This is a genomic window from Pseudomonas serboccidentalis (assembly GCF_028830055.1).
In the GTDB taxonomy this organism is placed as follows: domain Bacteria; phylum Pseudomonadota; class Gammaproteobacteria; order Pseudomonadales; family Pseudomonadaceae; genus Aquipseudomonas; species Aquipseudomonas serboccidentalis.
Map to the genome: position 1 here is coordinate 2029984 of NZ_CP101655.1, position 18219 is coordinate 2048202.

13 protein-coding genes and 1 pseudogene are annotated in these 18219 nt (G+C 60.6%); 7 read left to right on the forward strand and 7 right to left on the reverse strand.

Annotated features, from left to right (window positions below; all coding sequences use genetic code 11):
• Positions 1-18 precede the first annotated feature (18 nt).
• Positions 19-2652 carry an excinuclease ABC subunit UvrA gene (locus NN484_RS09420; RefSeq protein ID WP_274658964.1) on the forward strand — a complete coding sequence of 878 codons (2634 nt, stop codon included), beginning with the start codon at positions 19-21 and terminating at the stop codon, positions 2650-2652.
• A gap of 475 nt (positions 2653-3127) precedes the next feature.
• Complete coding sequence (locus NN484_RS09425; RefSeq protein WP_274658965.1) at positions 3128-3415, forward strand: hypothetical protein; 288 nt, start codon at positions 3128-3130, stop codon at positions 3413-3415.
• Between the two features lie 56 nt (positions 3416-3471).
• On the opposite strand, the gene NN484_RS09430 is transcribed toward NN484_RS09425, so the two are convergent.
• On the reverse strand, positions 3472-3993 hold the full coding sequence (locus NN484_RS09430) for a DUF4142 domain-containing protein (protein WP_215499832.1): 522 nt from the start codon (positions 3991-3993) through the stop codon (positions 3472-3474).
• Positions 3994-4197: 204 nt separating this feature from the next.
• On the opposite strand from NN484_RS09430, the gene NN484_RS09435 reads away from it, so the two are divergent.
• Together NN484_RS09435 and NN484_RS09440 are read left to right on the forward strand one after the other, a co-directional pair.
• Entirely contained in the window at positions 4198-4440 is a 243-nt protein-coding gene (locus NN484_RS09435; protein ID WP_127652680.1) for a DUF465 domain-containing protein, read from the forward strand.
• Positions 4441-4549: 109 nt separating this feature from the next.
• Positions 4550-4714 (forward strand): hypothetical protein, encoded by a 165-nt coding sequence (locus NN484_RS09440; protein ID WP_164747930.1) that lies wholly within the window; start codon positions 4550-4552, stop codon positions 4712-4714.
• Between the two features lie 151 nt (positions 4715-4865).
• On the opposite strand, the gene NN484_RS09445 is transcribed toward NN484_RS09440, so the two are convergent.
• The 4 genes from NN484_RS09445 to NN484_RS09460 all read right to left on the reverse strand — a co-directional run bounded on the left by NN484_RS09445 (position 4866) and on the right by NN484_RS09460 (position 10216).
• Positions 4866-5936: an SMP-30/gluconolactonase/LRE family protein gene (locus tag NN484_RS09445; protein ID WP_127652679.1), complete on the reverse strand. Its 1071-nt coding sequence runs from the start codon at positions 5934-5936 to the stop codon at positions 4866-4868.
• The gene (locus tag NN484_RS09450; RefSeq protein WP_127652678.1) at positions 5933-7078 is read right to left on the reverse strand and encodes a sterol desaturase/SRPBCC family protein; all 1146 of its coding nucleotides are present in this window, start codon (positions 7076-7078) and stop codon (positions 5933-5935) included. The genes NN484_RS09445 and NN484_RS09450 overlap by 4 nt, the downstream gene beginning before the upstream one ends.
• 112 nt (positions 7079-7190) lie before the next feature.
• A complete protein-coding gene (locus NN484_RS09455) occupies positions 7191-8054 on the reverse strand; it encodes a LysR family transcriptional regulator (RefSeq protein WP_045122483.1) in 864 nt (287 codons plus the stop codon).
• Positions 8055-8497: 443 nt separating this feature from the next.
• The gene (locus tag NN484_RS09460; RefSeq protein WP_274658966.1) at positions 8498-10216 is read right to left on the reverse strand and encodes a hydrogenase maturation protein; all 1719 of its coding nucleotides are present in this window, start codon (positions 10214-10216) and stop codon (positions 8498-8500) included.
• Positions 10217-10411: 195 nt separating this feature from the next.
• On the opposite strand from NN484_RS09460, the pseudogene NN484_RS09465 reads away from it, so the two are divergent.
• Positions 10412-10591 (forward strand): annotated as a pseudogene (locus NN484_RS09465) (microcin ABC transporter ATP-binding protein); the annotation flags it as partial.
• A gap of 234 nt (positions 10592-10825) precedes the next feature.
• On the opposite strand, the gene NN484_RS09470 reads toward NN484_RS09465, so the two are convergent.
• Together NN484_RS09470 and NN484_RS09475 are read right to left on the reverse strand one after the other, a co-directional pair.
• Positions 10826-11143 carry an SCP2 sterol-binding domain-containing protein gene (locus NN484_RS09470; RefSeq protein ID WP_127647735.1) on the reverse strand — a complete coding sequence of 106 codons (318 nt, stop codon included), beginning with the start codon at positions 11141-11143 and terminating at the stop codon, positions 10826-10828.
• Between the two features lie 65 nt (positions 11144-11208).
• A complete protein-coding gene (locus tag NN484_RS09475) occupies positions 11209-11919 on the reverse strand; it encodes a histidine phosphatase family protein (protein WP_215499836.1) in 711 nt (236 codons plus the stop codon).
• Positions 11920-12123: 204 nt separating this feature from the next.
• Between NN484_RS09475 and sohB the strand changes: the two genes are divergently transcribed.
• Both sohB and NN484_RS09485 read left to right on the forward strand, forming a co-directional pair.
• The gene (sohB, locus tag NN484_RS09480) at positions 12124-13155 is read left to right on the forward strand and encodes a protease SohB (RefSeq protein WP_215499838.1); all 1032 of its coding nucleotides are present in this window, start codon (positions 12124-12126) and stop codon (positions 13153-13155) included.
• A 249-nt stretch (positions 13156-13404) separates the two neighbouring features.
• Complete coding sequence (locus NN484_RS09485) at positions 13405-18165, forward strand: NEL-type E3 ubiquitin ligase domain-containing protein (protein ID WP_274658967.1); 4761 nt, start codon at positions 13405-13407, stop codon at positions 18163-18165.
• Positions 18166-18219 lie beyond the last annotated feature (54 nt).

Here is an 18219-nt window from a genome sequence, read left to right on the forward strand (position 1 = left end):
TCTGATCAAGGCCCGCCAATGACTGCCAAACGCACCTCCAAAGCACCCGCCGGCATGGTTCGCGTGCGTGGCGCCCGTGAACACAATCTGAAGAACGTCGACGTCGACATTCCTCGTGATGCGCTGGTGGTGTTCACCGGGGTGTCCGGTTCGGGCAAGTCGTCGCTGGCGTTTTCGACGCTGTATGCCGAAGCCCAGCGACGCTATTTCGAATCGGTGGCGCCGTATGCGCGGCGGCTGATCGATCAGGTCGGCGTGCCGGATGTCGATTCCATCGAAGGTTTGCCGCCGGCCGTGGCCTTGCAACAGCAGCGCGGCACGCCGAGCACGCGTTCGTCGGTGGGCAGCGTGACCACATTGTCGAGCCTGATCCGCATGCTCTATTCGCGGGCCGGCAGTTATCCGCCGGGGCAGCCGATGCTGTACGCCGAGGATTTCTCGCCGAACACCCCGCAGGGCGCCTGCCCTGAGTGCCACGGCCTCGGACGGGTCTATGAGGTCACCGAAGCACTGATGGTGCCCGACCCGAACCTGACCATCCGCCAACGCGCCGTGGCCTCCTGGCCGCTGGCGTGGCAGGGGCAGAATCTGCGCGACATCCTGGTGACCATGGGTATCGACGTCGACATCCCCTGGAAGAAACTGCCGAAAAAACAGCGCGACTGGATTCTGTTCACCGAAGAAACCCCGACCGTGCCGGTGTACGCCGGGCTGACGCCGGAAGAAACCCGCGTCGCCCTCAAGCGCAAAATGGAGCCGAGTTATCAGGGCACCTTCACCGGCGCCCGGCGCTACATCCTGCACACCTTCACTCATTCGCAAAGCGCGTTGATGAAGAAGCGGGTTTCGCAGTTCATGCTCGGCAGCCCGTGCCCGTTGTGCGACGGCAAGCGCCTCAAGCGCGAGGCGCTGTCGGTGAGGTTCGCCGGTTACGACATCGGTGAGCTGTCGCAGATGCCGTTGCTGCAGGTAGCCGAAGTATTGAAACCCGTGGCAGCGGCAGCGTATCTGGAACACGCCGAAGATACCGGCGAAACCCTGAGTCACGCGCAAACCCGTGAGGCTCGCCAGCAACGCGTCGCCCACGGTGCCAGCGGTCATGTCAGCGCGCCGGATGTACGCCATACGCCGAACCTGTCGCTGGAGAAGCGTCTGGCGGCGCAGCGCATTGCCGAGGATCTGCTGGAGCGAGTCAGCACCCTGACTGAGCTGGGCCTGGGTTATCTGGCGCTGGAGCGCAGCACGCCGACGCTGTCGTCCGGCGAGCTGCAACGTTTGCGTCTGGCAACGCAATTGGGTTCGCAGCTGTTCGGCGTGATTTACGTGCTCGACGAACCGTCCGCCGGCCTGCATCCGGCTGATGGCGAGGCGCTGTTCGAGGCCTTGCAGCGGCTGAAGGCCGACGGCAACACGCTGTTTGTGGTCGAGCATGATCTGGAAACCATGCGCCGCGCCGACTGGCTGATCGATGTCGGCCCGGCGGCGGGCGAGAAGGGTGGCCGGGTGCTGTACAGCGGTCCGCCGGCAGGGCTGGCCGAGATCGACGAATCGCAGACCCGGGCCTACCTGTTTGCCGAAGCCCGAGGCACCTCGCGCACCGCACGCCAGCCGCGCGGCTGGCTGCAACTCGATGGCATCAGCCGCAATAACCTGAACAACCTCAGCGCCGAATTTCCCTTGGGCTGCTTCACCTCGGTGACTGGGGTTTCCGGCTCCGGCAAGTCGAGTCTGGTCAGTCAGGCGCTGCTGGAACTGGTGGGCGCGCAGCTGGGGCGGCCAGCGGTTGAGCAGGAGCCTGAAGAGCTCAGCCTCGAAGACGACGCACCGCAGGCCAGCAGTGGCCAGGTGACGGCGGGGCTGGAATCGATCAAGCGGCTGGTGCAGGTGGATCAGAAACCGATTGGCCGTACGCCGCGTTCGAACCTGGCGACCTACACCGGGCTGTTCGACAACGTGCGCAAACTGTTCGCTGCCACCGCCGAAGCGCGGGCGGCGGGGTACGACGCCGGGCAGTTCTCCTTCAACGTCGCCAAGGGCCGTTGCCCGACCTGCGAGGGTGAGGGTTTTGTCAGCGTTGAATTGCTGTTCATGCCCAGTGTGTACGCGCCGTGCCCGACCTGCCATGGCGCGCGGTACAACCCGCAGACGTTGGCGATTCAGTGGCAAGGCTTGAGCATCGCGCAGGTGTTGCAACTGACAGTGGACGAGGCGGTTGAGGTGTTCGCCGAACAGCCGGGGATTCACCGCTCACTGCAAGTGCTGCGTGACATCGGCCTGGGCTATCTGCGGCTCGGACAACCGGCCACCGAGCTGTCCGGTGGCGAGGCGCAGCGCATCAAACTGGCCACCGAGCTGCAACGCAATCAGCGCGGCGCGACGTTGTACGTGCTGGATGAACCGACCACTGGATTGCACCCGCGGGATGTCGACCGGTTGCTGGAGCAACTGGACAACCTGGTCACGGCGGGGCACACGGTGATCGTCGTCGAGCATGAAATGCGCGTGGTGGCGCAGAGCGATTGGGTGATCGACATCGGCCCGGGGGCCGGGGATCAGGGCGGCAAAATTGTCGCCGCCGGCACACCGCAGAAAGTCGCCGCGAGCAAGAAGAGCCGCACGGCGCCGTTTCTGGCCCGGGCCTTGAGCCGATAACTGCGGTGTCCCGAACGGCCCTTTCGCGAGCAGGCTCACTCCTACATGTTTATGGGTGTATTCAGAAGATGAGTACACCGTAATCCCCTGTAGGCGTGAGCCTGCTCGCGATAGCGGAGTATCAGCAAAGCAGGAGTTGGCTGACTTGACGCCATCGCGAGCAGGCTCACTCCCACACGTTTATGGCTGTATTCAGAAGATGAGTACACCGTAATCCCCTGTAGAAGTGAGCCTGCTCGCGATAGCGGAGTATCAGCGAAGCAGGAGTTGGCTGACCTGACGCCATCGCGAGCAGGCTCACTCCTACACGTTTATGGGTGTATTCAGAAGATGAGTACACCGTAATCCTCTGTAGGCGTGAGCCTGCTCGCGATAGCGGAGTATCAGCAAAGCAGGAGTTGGCTGACCTGACGCCATCGCGAGCAGGCTCACTCCTACAGGGTCTGGAGTCGACTCATCTTCTGAAAACTGTCGCGTGTTCGAAACCAGCGATGTTTTGAACGTTGGCGCTACCCAGGCTTCGAATCTTCAAGGCCGGCCGGTTTCAGTCGCGCCGGTAGTGAAAAACGAGGTGGTTATGAACGACCAAACGAAGCAGCAACAGACCGATGGCGATCAGGCACAAAGTGCCGATCCGGCGGTGGATCAGAAGAACAAGCATACCGACAATGACAATGACTTCAGCCCGGGCTTCAAACCGCAGCCTGATCGTGCAAAGCCGGGTGAGGAGACGGACGCCGATATTGACACGGACGGGGGCTAGTCCACGGTAGAAACGATAAGGCCGCATTCAATGAATGCGGCCTTTTTGGTGCGCCGTTACTTGCCTGGATGCTTGGCCTGCAGCTCTTTGGCGGCCGTCAGGTGTTTTTCCAGCGCCGGCAGCATTTTCTGCGCGAAGGCTTTCAGCTCGGTAGCGCCCTTGGTCTTGTCGTCGGTCACGGTGTTGGCTTCTTTCTTGAACAGTTCGATGGTTTCTTCGTGGGCCTTGACCTGGTTGTTGGCGTAGGCCGCGTCGAAGGACTCATCGCGCATGTCGAGAATCTTTTCCTTGGCCTGTTTGACCAGGGTGGTGGTGTCCGGGACCTCGATGTCATTGGCCTTGGCAATGCTGGCCAGTTCGTCGTTGGCCTTGCCATGGTCGGTGATCATCATGTTGGCGAACGCCTTGATGTCGGCCGACTGGCTTTTCTCCAGAGCGAGGCGGCTGGTCTCGATCTCCGAGATGCCACCGGCAGCGGCGTTGTCGACAAAACTGTTCGAGGTGGCGGCGAAGGCACTGCCCATACCACTGCTCAAAGCGACAGCCAATACGAGATGACGCAGGTTGAATCCGTCCATTGGTGTTTCTCCACTCAGGTTTTTGTTGACGTTATTCAATGGAGGGAGCGACGCGGGTAAAGGTTTGATCGCGTTTACGACAGGGCGACGAACGGCCACCGCTGGTCTGACAGGTGGTCGACAGAACGGCCTAACCAAGGCCATTCTGATACTCGCTGACGCAATCGGTCGCGTCGGCTGCCGATCAACTGACGGAGGTGTTCCATGCCGGTTCCCCATGACCTGTTTCAGGACTTGAGCTGCACGAAGGAAGAGATCCAGCAAAAACGCACCCAGGATCCACGACTGGATTCACTGATCAACAAGTATTCCCAGGCTGACGCTGAGGTGGTCAAGGCCGAAACGGCCACCTCGGACGCCCCCAGCGACGACGCACTCAAAAAACTCAAAGAGAAGCGTCTGAAGGTCAAGGACGAAATTGTCAGCCATTTGCAGGCTCCGTCCTGATCGTCGGGTGATCCGCCGACCCACGGTTGCGGATTGATTGGAACGACAGCCACCACCGGCACCTCGAATGTTCAGAGTCTTCATTCAGCGACTCTTTACGAGGTGCCTTATGAACAAACCCAGATTCCCCAGTGAAGAGCAGGGCGCATTCGACCCGGTTCCAACGCATCCGGAGCCCAACAGCCCGGCCCACACCACGACGCGGCCTGAAGAACCGGACGAGGATCTTCCCGAAGACGAAGATCCCGACAAGTTCGACAGGTCCGGAAACTGACAGATCGCTTTCGCGAGCAGGCTCGCTCCCACAGTTGAAATGCAATCCTCCGTAGGAGTGAGCTTGCTCGCGAAGAGGCCAGCACAGTCGATATCGTCATCGCCTGACGCACCGCGTTCGCGAGCAAGCTCGCTCCCACATTTGCCAGGCATCACTTCAACGCATCCGCCAACGGCAACCGCGCCATGTGCGAAGCCTTCAACGAACCCAGATACAACCAGTCTCCATACTCGCGCGCCGTGGTGATCGGCGAGTAATTGCCGCTGCTGGCATCCTGCAGATTGGCGATCACCTTGCCCTCCAGATCCAGCCCCAGCACAAACCCGCGTTTCTCCACCGGTTTGGGCAGCACGGTCAGTGCCCGCACGATCATCTTGCGCAGCAACGGATGCCCGGCGGTGCCATCGAGCAAGGCGTTGCGTGGCGCGTAGAGCGCGACCCAGAAGCGGTTGCTGCCATTGAACGCGAGGTTGTCTGGCAGGCCCGGCAGGTTGTCGATGAACAGGTCGTGGGTTCCTGCCTTGGGGCCGCTCAGCCAGTAGCGACTGATGCGATAGGCGCCGGTTTCATTGACCAGCACATAGGCGTCATCCGGGCCGAGGGTCACGCCGTTGGCGAACTGCAGCTTGTCCAGCAGCACGCTGGTCTTGCCGGTCTGAAAGTCGTAGCGCAGCAAACGCCCGTCGCCACCGTGCTCGATGATCGCCTCACCGTCATGGCCGTAGCCCCAGCGGCTGCTGGCATCGCTGAAATAGGCATAATGCCCGGGCTTGTCGATGGCCACATCGTCGGTGAAGCCGAACGGCACACCGTTGGCTTCCGTGGTCAGGGCGGTCAGTCGCCCTTGGGCGTCGAGTGACAGCAAGCCCTTGACCCCGTCGGCGATCACCAGCAAACCGTTGGGATGCCGCGCCAGACCGAGAGGGCGGCCGCCAGTGTCGCTCAGAACTTTGCGCGTCTTGCCGTCGAGGCTGGTGCGGATCAGCCGGCCGTCATGCAGGCCGGTGATCAGGAAGTCGCCTTCCAGCAGCAGTGCTTCCGGGCCATCGATGTCGCCCGGACCGACCTGTTCGACAGCCTTTAGCCGCTGGTTTTCGGCGTACAGCCCTTCGCTCAACGACGGTGCCGGTGGCGGCTTCCAGGCCACCGGTTGCACCTTGGTCGGCATCAGCAGCAGAAACGCGATGATGAGGATGACCAGCAGCAACAGCAGTCGCTTCATGAGTGATGCCCCGTCAGCGCCAGGTGTTTGAGCGTCATGTCGCGCAGGGCCTGCATCGACGTGGCGGACTCACGCTCGATGCGCCGCTTCAACAGCAACAGATTGGCAACACGCATGCCCAATCCGTCGAACCGATAATCCAGCGTGCGCACAAATCGCGTGCCGTCGGACTCGGCTGTGCATTCGTAGGTCAGCAGCAACGACAAACCATTATCGCCCTGCGCTCGTGCGCACCAGCGCCGACCGGGCAGATACTCGGTGACTTCCCAGCTCAAGTGACCGGCGCGCCCGCCGGCATGAATGTCTTCTTCGAAGCGCGCGCCGGCATGCAGCGGGCCTTGCGGGCCGTCGATCTTCAGTGACGACGGGTGCCATTCGGGCCAGTGGCTGACGCTGGCGGCGTAGCGAAGCACGGCGATCGGTTCGCCGGCGATGTCGATCTGGTGCTGCATGCGGGTCATGGGCGCTCTCGAATAACGCAACGGGGTGGGTTGCGGCTCCCAGTACAGGGTGCCGAACAGGTAGTCCATCAGCGGAAAAACGATATTGAAATTGCGCTCCTGCATGCGCTCGCGGCGGTGATGCAGTTCGTGCAGATGGCGCATCTGGTGGATCCACGGCAGGCGGGTCAGCGGATTGTTCGGCGGCAGATGCTCACAGGCGTGAAACACCTCGTAGGTCAGATAACCCAGGACCATGCAGCCGCCGAACAGGCCGGCAACGTTGGCGTTGACCTGCGCAAGCAGCCACCACAGCGGCAGCGTGATCAGCAGCGTATGCACGACGACCAGCCAGGCCGGAAACAGGATCACCCGCCAGTCGCGGGCGCCGTCATAGGTCATGTGGCCGGGGGTGAAAAAGCTGTGGTGGTCACCGGCATGCCGCGCATAGAACAGTTTGGCGAAGGTCTTTTTGTGGTGGCCGAGATGGCGATGGACCATGTACACGCCGAAATTGAAGAACAGCAGGGTCAATGGCACGGTCAGCCATTCCAGCGCCTGCACCTGCTGCACGCGGCTCCAGAACGCGCCGATCGCCAGCACGCCGAACAGCAGCACGAACGTTCCGTGCAGCCACGGGTTGTACAGCGGATGGATGGCCGCACGGTAGCGGCTGCGAAATGCCTCGGTGGTCTGCCTCACTGCGTTCACCTGTGGGTATTGTTGTTATACCCGGCAGATTAGCCGATCCGGCCGTTTGTGCAGGCCGCCGCTTGAGGTCACTTGCGCCATGCTCCGGTGTAACGCGGCCGATTCAGCTCAACGGGTTCCAGCGTTGCGACCAGTCGTCATCGGTCGCGATCACCTGCCGCAGCAGATCGAAGGCCTGCTGCAGCGTGGCCGAGTCACGTTCGCGGGCGTACACCAGATAGGTCGGGTAGCCGAACTCCGGGGCCTTGGTCACCGCTTCGAGCGCGCCGGTTTCCAGATAGCTGCGCACCACGCGCGTGCGGAAGTAGCCGCTGCCGCCGTGCTCGAGGATGTATTGCAGGGCCAATGGGCCGAGGTTGAAGCTCAGCGCGGCCTTGGCTTTGTCCGGCAGGGCGGCGTCGTGCTGCCGCCGGAAGTCCGGACCCCAGTCGATGTAGACATAGGGATCGGGGCGGTTCGGGGCGCGCACCAGAATCAGTTTTTCTTCCAGCACCTGCTCGACTTGCAGGCCGGGCCAGTATTCCGGCTGATAGACCAGCGCGGCATCGAGCACGCCGAGCTCGAGTTGGCGCAGCAGGTTTTCGCCGTCGCGGATCTCCATGCGCAGGGCATGTCCGGGGATTTTTTCGCGCAGTTCAGCCGCCCAACTGAGCATCAACGGGTTACACAGGCTGACTTCACCGCCGATGTGCAGCACGTTGTGATAACCGTCCAGCAGCGGCAGGTCTCGCCGCGCCGCTTCCCAGGTCTGCACCAGTTGATTGGCGTAGACCACGAAGGCTTCGCCATTGGCCGTCAACTTTGCCCCGGCGCGGTTGCGCACGAACAGCGTACTGCCCAGCTGACTTTCGAGTTTCTGCACCCGGGCGGTGATCGCCGTTTGCGTGACGAACAGCTTCTGTGCCGCCGCAGCCAGGCTACCGTGGCGGACGATTTCCAGAAAAGTGCGGGCGAGGTCAATGTCCATGGGCGGGCCGGGGTCTGAGGGGCTGACATTGTAAGTGCCGGCTCGACACCGCGTCATCGTTCATCGCGAGCAGGCTCACTCCTACAGGGTTCTGCAGTGGACATGGATTTTGCGAACGACACAAATCCCTGTAGGAGTGAGCCTGCTCGCGATGGCGGTCAGTCTGTCAAACCATTGTTGCCTGACACACCGCTTTCGCGGGCAAGCCCGGCTCCCACAGTGCTTGGTGGTGGACATGGATTTTGCGAACGACGCAAATCCCTGTAGGAGTGAGCCTGCTCGCGATGGCAGTCTGCCTGTCAAACCATTGTTGCCTGACACACCGCTTTCGCGGGCAAGCCCGGCTCCCACAGGGTTTGGCGGTGGACATGGGTTTTGCGAACGACGCAAATCCCTGTAGGAGTGAGCCTGCTCGCGAAGAGGCCCGCCCGGTCACCTCACATTCAGCCCGCCAACTCAACCTTGCGCACCCGCGCCCAGTCCGCCACCAGCCGCGCCGGCGTGCCGCAGGCTTTGCGCTTGTAGACGAAGTGACTGCACTTCTCGGCGAACTGGTTGCGGTTGTAGAGCATGTCTTCCTGCATTTCCTGCAGTTCGCTGTCCCGGCATTGCTGAATCAGCACCTGATCAACCCGCAACTTGCGTTCCCGCACGGCGACATAGGTCGGATCGGTCAGTGCCGCGTTGGCCCGTTGCAGCAGCCACAGCGAGAACTCGTCCGGGCAGCGCGGGCCGATTTCCTGGACCATGCCCAGTTGCAGCGCCTGCGTGGCGCTGACCGGCAGACAGGCCTGAGTCAGTTGCTCGGCCATCGCCGGGCCGACCGCACGGGGCAGGCTGTAGGTCCAGTATTCGGAGCCATACAGGCCCATGCTCTTGTAATGCGGATTGAGCACAATATCGGCCCGGGCAAACACAATGTCGGCGGCCAGCGCCAGCATCACGCCGCCGGCCCCGGCATTGCCGGTCACGCCGCTGACCACCAGTTGTCGCGCACTGAGCAGCTCGGCGCAGACATCGTCGATCGCCTGAATGTTCGCCCAGGCCTCGGCGCCCGGGTCCTGTGCGGCCTGAATCACGTTCAGGTGCACACCGTTGGAAAAGCTGCCGCGTCCACCCTTGATCAACAGCACGCGGGTGTCACGGGACTTGGCCCAGCGCAGCGCTTCGACCAAGCGCTGGCACTGTTCGGTGCTCATCGCGCCGTTGTAGAACTCGAACGTCAGTTCACCGACATACCCGGATTCGCGATAGCGGATCGGCTGATACGCCTCGTCGTTGAACGGCTCGCTGGCGATCGACCAGTCGAGGGTCGGCACGCCGGCCAATTGCCCGGCCAGCACATGCCGCGCCGGTTGTTTGAAGGTTTCTTCGCCGGGTTGCGGTTTGCGCCGCAGCGAACCGATCCACAAACTGTGATCGCCGGTGGCGACCAGCACCGCATCGTCATGCACCGCGAGGATCTTGCCGGGAATGCCGGTGCGCTGATCGGGGTGCGCGTCGTACACGTAATACTGCCCGCCGACCAGACTCGCCAACACCCCGGGCTGGCCGTCGGCGGCGTCGATGCAGCGTTTGATAAAGCGCGAACAGTCGTGCCAGCTGAAGGTGCGGTCGGCCTGTTTCATGTTCGGTTGCAGGCGGCCACGAACTTTGCGGTCGGTGTAATCCAGTGCGACGGGAACAAAGCCTTCCATGAATTTCTCGACCACTTCGCGAATGCAGCGAATCGCTGCATCGCTGACCCGGCCGTTGTACAGCTCGGACTTGCGCAAGCCCGGTGGCAGGTTGAATTCGCAGGTGGCCCAGACCGGGCCGGCGTCCATTTCTTCCACCGCTTGCAGGGCGGTCACCCCCCAACTCGTCAGTTCGTTGGTGATCGCCCAGTCCAGCGCACTCGCGCCACGGTCGCCGACGATGCCTGGGTGAATGATCACCACCGGACGCCGGGCATTGCTCCACAGTGCGTGGGGGACGCGGTCCTTGAGGAACGGGCAGATCACCAGATCGGCGCCGCTGTGTTCGATTTGTTCGCACACCGAGGCTTCGTCGGTGAACACCACGACGCTGGGCGAGTGCCCGGCCTGGCGTAGTTCCAGCCAGGCACGTTGGGTCAGGCCGTTGAAGGCCGAGGACAGCAGAATAATCTTGAGTGATCGCATGGTTTTCTTCCCTGAAAAGTCAGCCGCAGGCTCCCGGTGAACCGTCCTTGGCGTTCGATGGAGCGGGCAGATTAGTGAGTGCTTCAGGGCTGGCCACTGACCGGGGTCAACGTTGTGTCAGTCAATATTTCTGCGGCGACGGAACGCCTTATTCTCAATGGTTTGCTTATCCTGATTTTTTATTGCTTCAAATGTAGGCACGGCCTGACTTACTTGTTCATCAGTCACGACCTGGCGGTGGTGCGGGCGCTGGCCCATGACTTGATTGTGATGAAGGAGGGTGAGGTGGTGGCGCGAGGTGAGACCCGCGAGCTGTTCAGCGCTGCGCAACACCCTTATAGGCAAGAGTTGCTGGCCGCGTCATTCGCCGGTTGATGACCTTCACCAGTGGCGTGTCAGGCAACAATGATATTGCCAGAGCTGACGCCTTCGCGAGCAAGCTCGCTCCCACAGGGGGATTGGGTTGTGTCGGGATTTCCGGGTTGCCGCCGGATCCAGGGTGGGAGCGAGCTTGCTCGCGAAAGCAATCAGGGCGTCAGCGAATTCCTTGATGCCTGAACGCAAAAATCCCGCCACCAGGGCGGGATTTTCTTCAAACCGGACGACGTCTTACGACGGGAACAGCTCGGACAGTTTCATCGACAGCATCATGTCGCCTTCAACGCGCAGCTTGCCGCCCATGAACGCCTGCATGCCGTCGGTTTCACCGCTGACGATACCTTTCAGGGTTTCGCTGTCCATGATCAGTGTGCAGTTGGCATCCGGGTTTTCGCCTTCCTGGATGTTGCAAGTGCCATCCTTGACGATCAGCGCGTAGTGCTTGTCTTCGTCGGTGATGTTGAAACCGAAGACCAGATCCAGACCGGCAGCGGCGGCTGGGTTGAACTTGGCTTGCATCGCTTTTACGGCATCAGCTACGGAGGTCATGGTTCGATCCTTTCTTGGGTAATAGGAGCTGGGTGGTTACAGCAAGGGTCACAGTAATCCGGGACTCAGCGGAAAGTGATGAGTTCCGGAGCCTTCAGCAGTTGCAGATGTGCATGACTGTTGAAGGAAGCCAAAGCCACCTCGCGACCGCGGAACTTCAGCTGGTTGAGCGAGGTGTTGACGATTTGCCAATTCAGTTCGAACGCCTGCCTGGCAGGCATTTGGGTAATCAGATGGAGCAGGGCGGTGATAGTGCCGCCGGAGGTGAACACGGCGATTTTCTGGTTGCCGTCGGCCTGTTCGAGGAGGCGGTGCAGCCCGCCCTGAACCCGCTCGACGAAACCCAGCCAGCTTTCCAGCCCCGGAGTGTCGTAGGTGCCAGCCAGCCAGCGCTCGATGACCAGAGCGAAAATGCGCTGGAACTCGGCGCGGTTCTGCGCCGCGTTGCGCAGGATGTCGATGGCTTCCGGTTCGTCCGTGAGCATGGCGGGGATCAGGGCGCGGATGACCGCGTCGGCATCGAATTCGTTGAACGCGGCGTCGGTTTCCAGAGCCGGTACCGGCAGACCTTTGGCGGTGAATTGCTCCAGCGCACTGGTGGCCGTGTGCTGCTGACGGCGCAGGTCGCCGCAGAGGCAGCGATCGAAACGGATCCCCAGTTCGGCGAGGTGCTGGCCGAGGATTTCTGCCTGACGCACACCGATCGGCGACAGGACGTCATAGTCGTCTGCACCAAAGGAGGCCTGGCCATGTCGAATCAGATAGATGCTGCCCACGTCCGCGTCATCCCGGTACGTTGAAGGTTTGGCGAGGTTATGAGGATGACGGAGTGCTGTCAATGAAAAAACATACGCTTGTTTGAAATGCTTGTTACAGGCCTGTTGCCAGAGGTTTCACGGCTGGCCGACGAGGCGGCGCATGGGTATGCTGGAACCATCCCGCGCGTGTTTTGCATCCGTGCATTGTTTTAAGGAGTCTCTGTGGAGTTTTTCACCGAATACGCCAGTTTCCTGGCCAAGACTGTAACCCTGGTGGTCGCCATTCTGGTGGTGCTGGCCAGTTTTGCGGCATTGCGCAGCAAGGGCCGACGCAAGTCGTCGGGACAGTTGCAGGTCAGCAAGCTCAATGATTTCTATAAAGGCTTGCGTGAACGCCTGGAGCAGACGCTGCTCGACAAGGATCAGCTCAAGGCACTGCGCAAGGGGCAGGCCAAATCGGAAAAAACCGAGAAGAAGCAGAAGAACAAACCCGAGACCAAATCCCGGGTGTTCGTGCTGGATTTCGACGGTGACATCAAGGCCTCGGCCACCGAGAGCCTGCGCCACGAAATCACTGCACTGCTGACCCTCGCCACGCCAAAGGATGAAGTGGTGCTGCGCCTGGAAAGCGGCGGCGGCATGGTACACAGCTACGGTCTGGCGTCGTCGCAACTGGCGCGTGTCCGCGAGGCTGGCGTGCCGTTGACCGTATGCATCGACAAGGTCGCGGCCAGCGGCGGCTACATGATGGCGTGCATCGGCGAGAAGATCATCAGCGCACCGTTCGCGATTCTCGGTTCGATCGGTGTGGTCGCACAGCTGCCCAACGTCAACCGTCTGCTGAAGAAGCACGACATCGATTTCGAAGTACTGACCGCCGGTGAGTACAAGCGTACCCTGACCGTGTTTGGCGAAAACACCGAGAAGGGCCGGGAGAAGTTCCAGGAAGACCTGGACATCACCCATCAGTTGTTCAAGAACTTCGTTTCCCGCTATCGCCCACAACTGGCCATCGATGAAGTGGCCACCGGTGAAGTCTGGCTCGGCGTTGCGGCGCTGGACAAACAACTGGTCGACGAACTCAAGACCAGCGACGAATACCTGGCCGACCGGGCGAAGAAAGCCGAGGTCTACCACCTGCATTACGCCGAACGCAAAAGCCTGCAGGAACGCATCGGCATGGCCGCCAGCGGCTCGGTGGATCGCGTGTTGTTGAACTGGTGGAGTCGCTTGACCCAGCAACGTTTCTGGTAAACGACTTAAAAAAGGCCCTTCATTGTTCTGCAATGAAGGGTCTTTTTTTTGGGGTGGTATATATGTACTTTTTAAGTTTGAAATGTTGATTGTGTTACCGAAGTTTTGATCTGTTATTCGCGCTTTTATAAAAGAAGATGCTCGTTAAGCTGAACGTTCCTTTCAGTAATCGAGATAATCATGTCTTCTTTGCCTGACGCAAAAACGATAGCCGTTCCAACCTCTGAACAAAAAGGCATCTTTTTTGATTTGATCAAAAAGAATGCACCTCCCTGGCTGCTGGCCGCCTCGGAAGCGTTGCGCCGTGAACTCTACAACAGCCTCATTACCAGTCATCGCACGCGCAGTACGGCGGGCGTGCTCCTGAAAAAACTGCAGTCGCCGGAGCAGTTCTGCGCGCCCTTGCTGGCCAAGGCCATGTCCGACAAGCTGTCCAGTCCGCTGGACGTGACCGGCGTGGTGTTTCAGCACGTGCGTTCGACATCGAGCCTGTTGGGGTTGCGCAGAAAACTGGTTCTACCGATCAATCGGGACCTGCTGGCCGCCGCGTGCGAGAACTTCGAATCCAGCGAAACCGAGGCGGATAACTACAGCGATACTTCACTGATATATATCCCGGAGAAACTAACCGGTGGTACTGCATCGGTGTTGCCAATACAACCCCATGAATTTGCGCAGTTGTGCCGGACACTGGATCTGGGCAAACAATATCAGGCTCATCTCCAGTCGGTATTTGAACCCAAGGCCGAATCGAGCAACGTGCGTAACAAATGCGTTGCCCATGTGCGAAGTTGTTTTGATGTGGATCGGCATATTGCGCTGATGAAAAAGCATATCAGCGCGCCGGTTCACCAAATGTTGAAGTCCGTGAAGGACGGCGACAGCTCGATCAAACTGGGGAAAAACACCCTGGGGTATCAGAGTCTGGAAATGTTCGATATGACCCTGCATGGCCCATTGTTCATCGGGCCTGTCAGTGAGCACACCGACGATGATTATCGCTGCGTCGTTTACCTGCCGGGTGATCCGCTGCACCCGCTGAAAGAATACGCCTCGTTCACCGACTTCGAAGTCGAGTTGAGCAAGCGCCTGAAGAATCCGGCATTCAAGGCGTTTTTCATGGAATTCCTGAAGATGAGCGATCGGGCGGTCTTTCAACAGGAACTGAACATTCGCTTTTACCCAAGTGGCAGTTCACCACTGCCCAGTACCGCCATCTACGTGACGTTGACTGGCGTCGATGTCGAGGGGGACCCCTTTGCTCTGATCCACCGTCAGCGGGTTGCGCAGACCCTGGCAAATGCCCGGCTTCTTGTGGTTCCCACAGACGATGAAGACGAGAAAACACGCCTCGCGCGCCTGGAAACCTACAAGGAAATCGGCATCGATCTGCTGTTGGTCGCGGCGTCGTTTCTGCCTGGGGTGGGTGAAGTGCTGTTGACAGTGGGGGCTATACAGCTCCTGTCGCACGTGTACGAAGGCATCGCAAGCTGGACCCGTGGCGAGCAGGAGCAGGCCACGGATCACCTGTTCGATGTCATCGAAAACATCATTCTGATGGCCGCTTTCGCAGCCGGTGCGAAAGCCGTCGGGGCAACCTATAAAACCGTCAGGTCGTCGGCATTCGTCGAGCGTTTGATCGCGGTCAATCCGGGTGGCGCGCGCCTGCGTCTGTGGAAGCCCGATTTGAAGGCCTATCACCAGCGTCGTCGGTTACCGAAAGGGTTGCCCGTCGACGAGCGCGGATTGCGTTGGCTCGAAGGGCAGGCTTACGTCAACCTCGATGCCGATCAGTACGCGGTGCGTCAGAAACCTGAGACCGAACTGTGGGAAGTGTTGCCACCGAAGGAGGCGGCAGAAGGCTATCGACCGTTGCTCGAAACCAATGGTTGCGGCGCCTGGCGTTATGACTCGGAACGGGTGCAGGCTTGGGGGCGGCTGACCTTGTTCCGGCGCTTCGGCTACGCCAGCGAAGCGATTCCGGACGCTACGGCGACGCGCATACTGGCGGTCAGTGGGCTTGAAGACAGCGTGTTGCGTCAGGTGCATATCGATCAGGTGCAGACCCCGGCATTGTTGGTCGATACCACACGACGTTTCATGGCAGACGCCGCGGTCAGGGAATTTATCGGACAGTTGCAAGCCCCGACTTCTGCGGCGTTGGCCGACCCGGATCTGCAATTGCATTTGCTTGTCGCTGCAGCGAAATGGCCGTCTGACAGCGCGATCAGTGTCGTCAATGCGCTGGATCGACAGGTCAGCCGTTATGGCCCGGAAACAGCCAGGAGCGTGATCCGGCTGACTGAGAACGCGCTGCACAAAGGTCAATTGCACAGCTCGCTGCTGTCGGGGCTTGAGCGCCATCAGCGAGAAAACCTGCTCGGTACGGCTTCCACGGACGCGATAGTGCAAGCACGGGAACTGACGCGGATCGTTGCCGAACAGGCTGAAACAGCACGCCCCGGGCTGTTTCGACGGGTCTACCAGCGTAGCGAAGTGCCAAGCCATCCACGGGTCTCGGTATTGATGGAAAACTTTACCGATTTGCCCGCCAGTGTGGCCGAGGAACTGGTGAACAACGCCTTCAGTGGCGAATGGCGCGAGCTGGATGCGAAACGCGTGCCTTTGCGGCTGGCGGAGGAAGCCCGGCGTTATCAGAAGATGATCCGTGTGTGTCGCGCTTACGAAGGTCTGTATCTCGACGGGACGGGAGGGCAGTACACCAATCGGCTGGTGCTCGATGCACTCGAACACCTCCCGGGCTGGCCGGGCTCTGCGTTCGTGCAAATACTGGAATGGACCGATATCCATGGTTCGGCGGCCGCGATTGGATCGGCGAAAGCGAGCGAACGGACGGTGGTCAGCCTGTTCGCGGATCGAATTGACGTGATTCAGGGAACCGACGCAGCGCTCGTCACCTTCCCCCAACGCACCCGCGAACATTATTTCCAGGCGCTTTGGGAGGGGCTCTCGACGCAATGCAAGACGGCGTTGGGCGTACAAGCGGAAAACGGTGCCGCCACCCTGCAGGAGAAGATTACGCAACTGGCGCTGGAGCGGCGGGCGATCTTCGCGCCGACCATGGGCGCGCGTCTGGGGGAACTGTCACCGATGGGGCTGGCCGAGCGTCCTGTTGTCGTGTCCGGTACGGTCTCTGGCGAGGTCAGCAATGTCATGGTGCGGCGGGCTCAGGAACTTTATCCCATGCACACCCCGGTGCAGATTCAGCGCGTGCTGGATGCCCTGGGCACGGACGAGGTCGAGGCGCTGATGAAGCTCGAAGTGCTGCGGCTGGAATTTTTCGGTCTCAGAGAGACCTTGAGCCGCTGGGTCAGCCGTCAGACCTGGCACCTGACCGCCGATGGCACGCGGCAGTCGACACCACGGGCCAGCAAGCTGCGCGCCATGCAGGCGATCATTCGCAGCTGGCGCAAGGAGCCGGGGAACGTTGCTTCAGACAGAGGGTTATACGGCACATTGCGATTCGCACCCGAGCCGTTGGGGGAACTGCCGCTGATCGTCGCCGATTTCAGCCATGTCGGGCGAGTGATCATGGAGGGGGTCATGCCGCATGCCGGGCTGAGCGCGTTTCTGCGTAACTTCAGTCAGCTGCGCAGCCTGTCGCTGAGTGACAATCAGCTCAGCCAACTGCCGGAGTCTCTGGAGCGGATACGCTGGCTGACGCATCTGGACCTGAGCAGCAACCGTCTACTGTCCTCCGAGGCATCACTTGCCCAATTGGGGCGAATGAAAGACCTGCGCGTGCTGCATCTCGATTTCAACCCGAACCTGGCGCAGGTTCCCGATCTCGGTGCGCTAGCGCATCTCGAACAGTTGACCGTGCGCGGCAGCAGAATTGCACACTGGCCACAGTACCTTTCCGGGCTGCGCCGATTGCAAATGCTGGATCTGCGCGACAACCGGATAGAAACCCTTCCGGCGCAGGCGTTCGACACGGCCCGCGCGCACCAGATGATTCGGTTGCACGGCAATCCGTTGTCCCCCGAGACGCTGAAGAAGATTGCGACGTATCAGCAAACCCTCGGTGCCCGTTTCGGCGTGACGGCAATGGCGGCGCGGAAATCTTCAGTGGAGGCTGTGGCCCAGGAAAATCAAAGTGTGCAGTGGCTGGCTGATGAAAGCGCCAGTGTGGCGTCGTCCCGGCGCGAGGTATGGGACGCATTGCGAGCGTCGCCCAATTCCGCTGATTTTTTCCATGTGCTGTCGCAACTGGTGCACACCGCAGACTTCACTCGCGTTTATCCGCACTTGCGTCAGCGTGTCTGGGATGTTGTGGACGCGGCTGCCGGCAATGAGCGTCTGCGTCGTTCATTGTTCAGTGTTGCGCGCAGCGCCAGGGTCAGTGTCGACGGGTACAGCGCATTGTTCAGTGAAATGGAGGTACTGGTCTTGTGTGCCCGGGCGAGGGAGGCGGCCACCGCAGGTGGACAGGCGCTGGAAGAGCAACTGGTGAGTCTGCTCAAGGGCTTGTTCCGTTTGCACGAAGTGGAAAGCCTGGCCCTGGCGGACATCAGCGCGCGTTTTCATACCGCGCCCATGGACTACGATCAGGCGCTGGAAATCAGTCTGGCCTACCGGGTGGGTCTGGCGCAACGCCTGAGCCTGCCGGCGCAACCCCGGACGCTGACCAACCCGTTGAGTGTCGAGGTGTCAAAGACCGCACTGGATCAGGCCTGGCAACAAGTGGTCAAGACCCAAAGCAGCGGCGCCTTGCATGACTGGAGCATGGCTCAGGCGTTCTGGATCGAATATCTGGAGTCGGCCCACGGTGAGCGGTTTTCGGTCGTGAGCGAACAGACGGCGCAGGCGATGGCTCGACTGGAAGGGCAGATCGAACTGACGCGGGAGGCGGCCTCGGCGCAAATGAATGCCATCCTCGACAACTTCAATAACCAGCGACGGGAATTGATCGGCGAACTGACAGGTCAGGCGTTGGCACGCCATGTCGATCCGCAGGTGTCGACGACGCCAGTGGCTGAGAAGGCTTGAAGGTCAAAGAGGCGCTGGCGTTAAGCGGCAGCCAGGAATGAACAACGCCTTGAG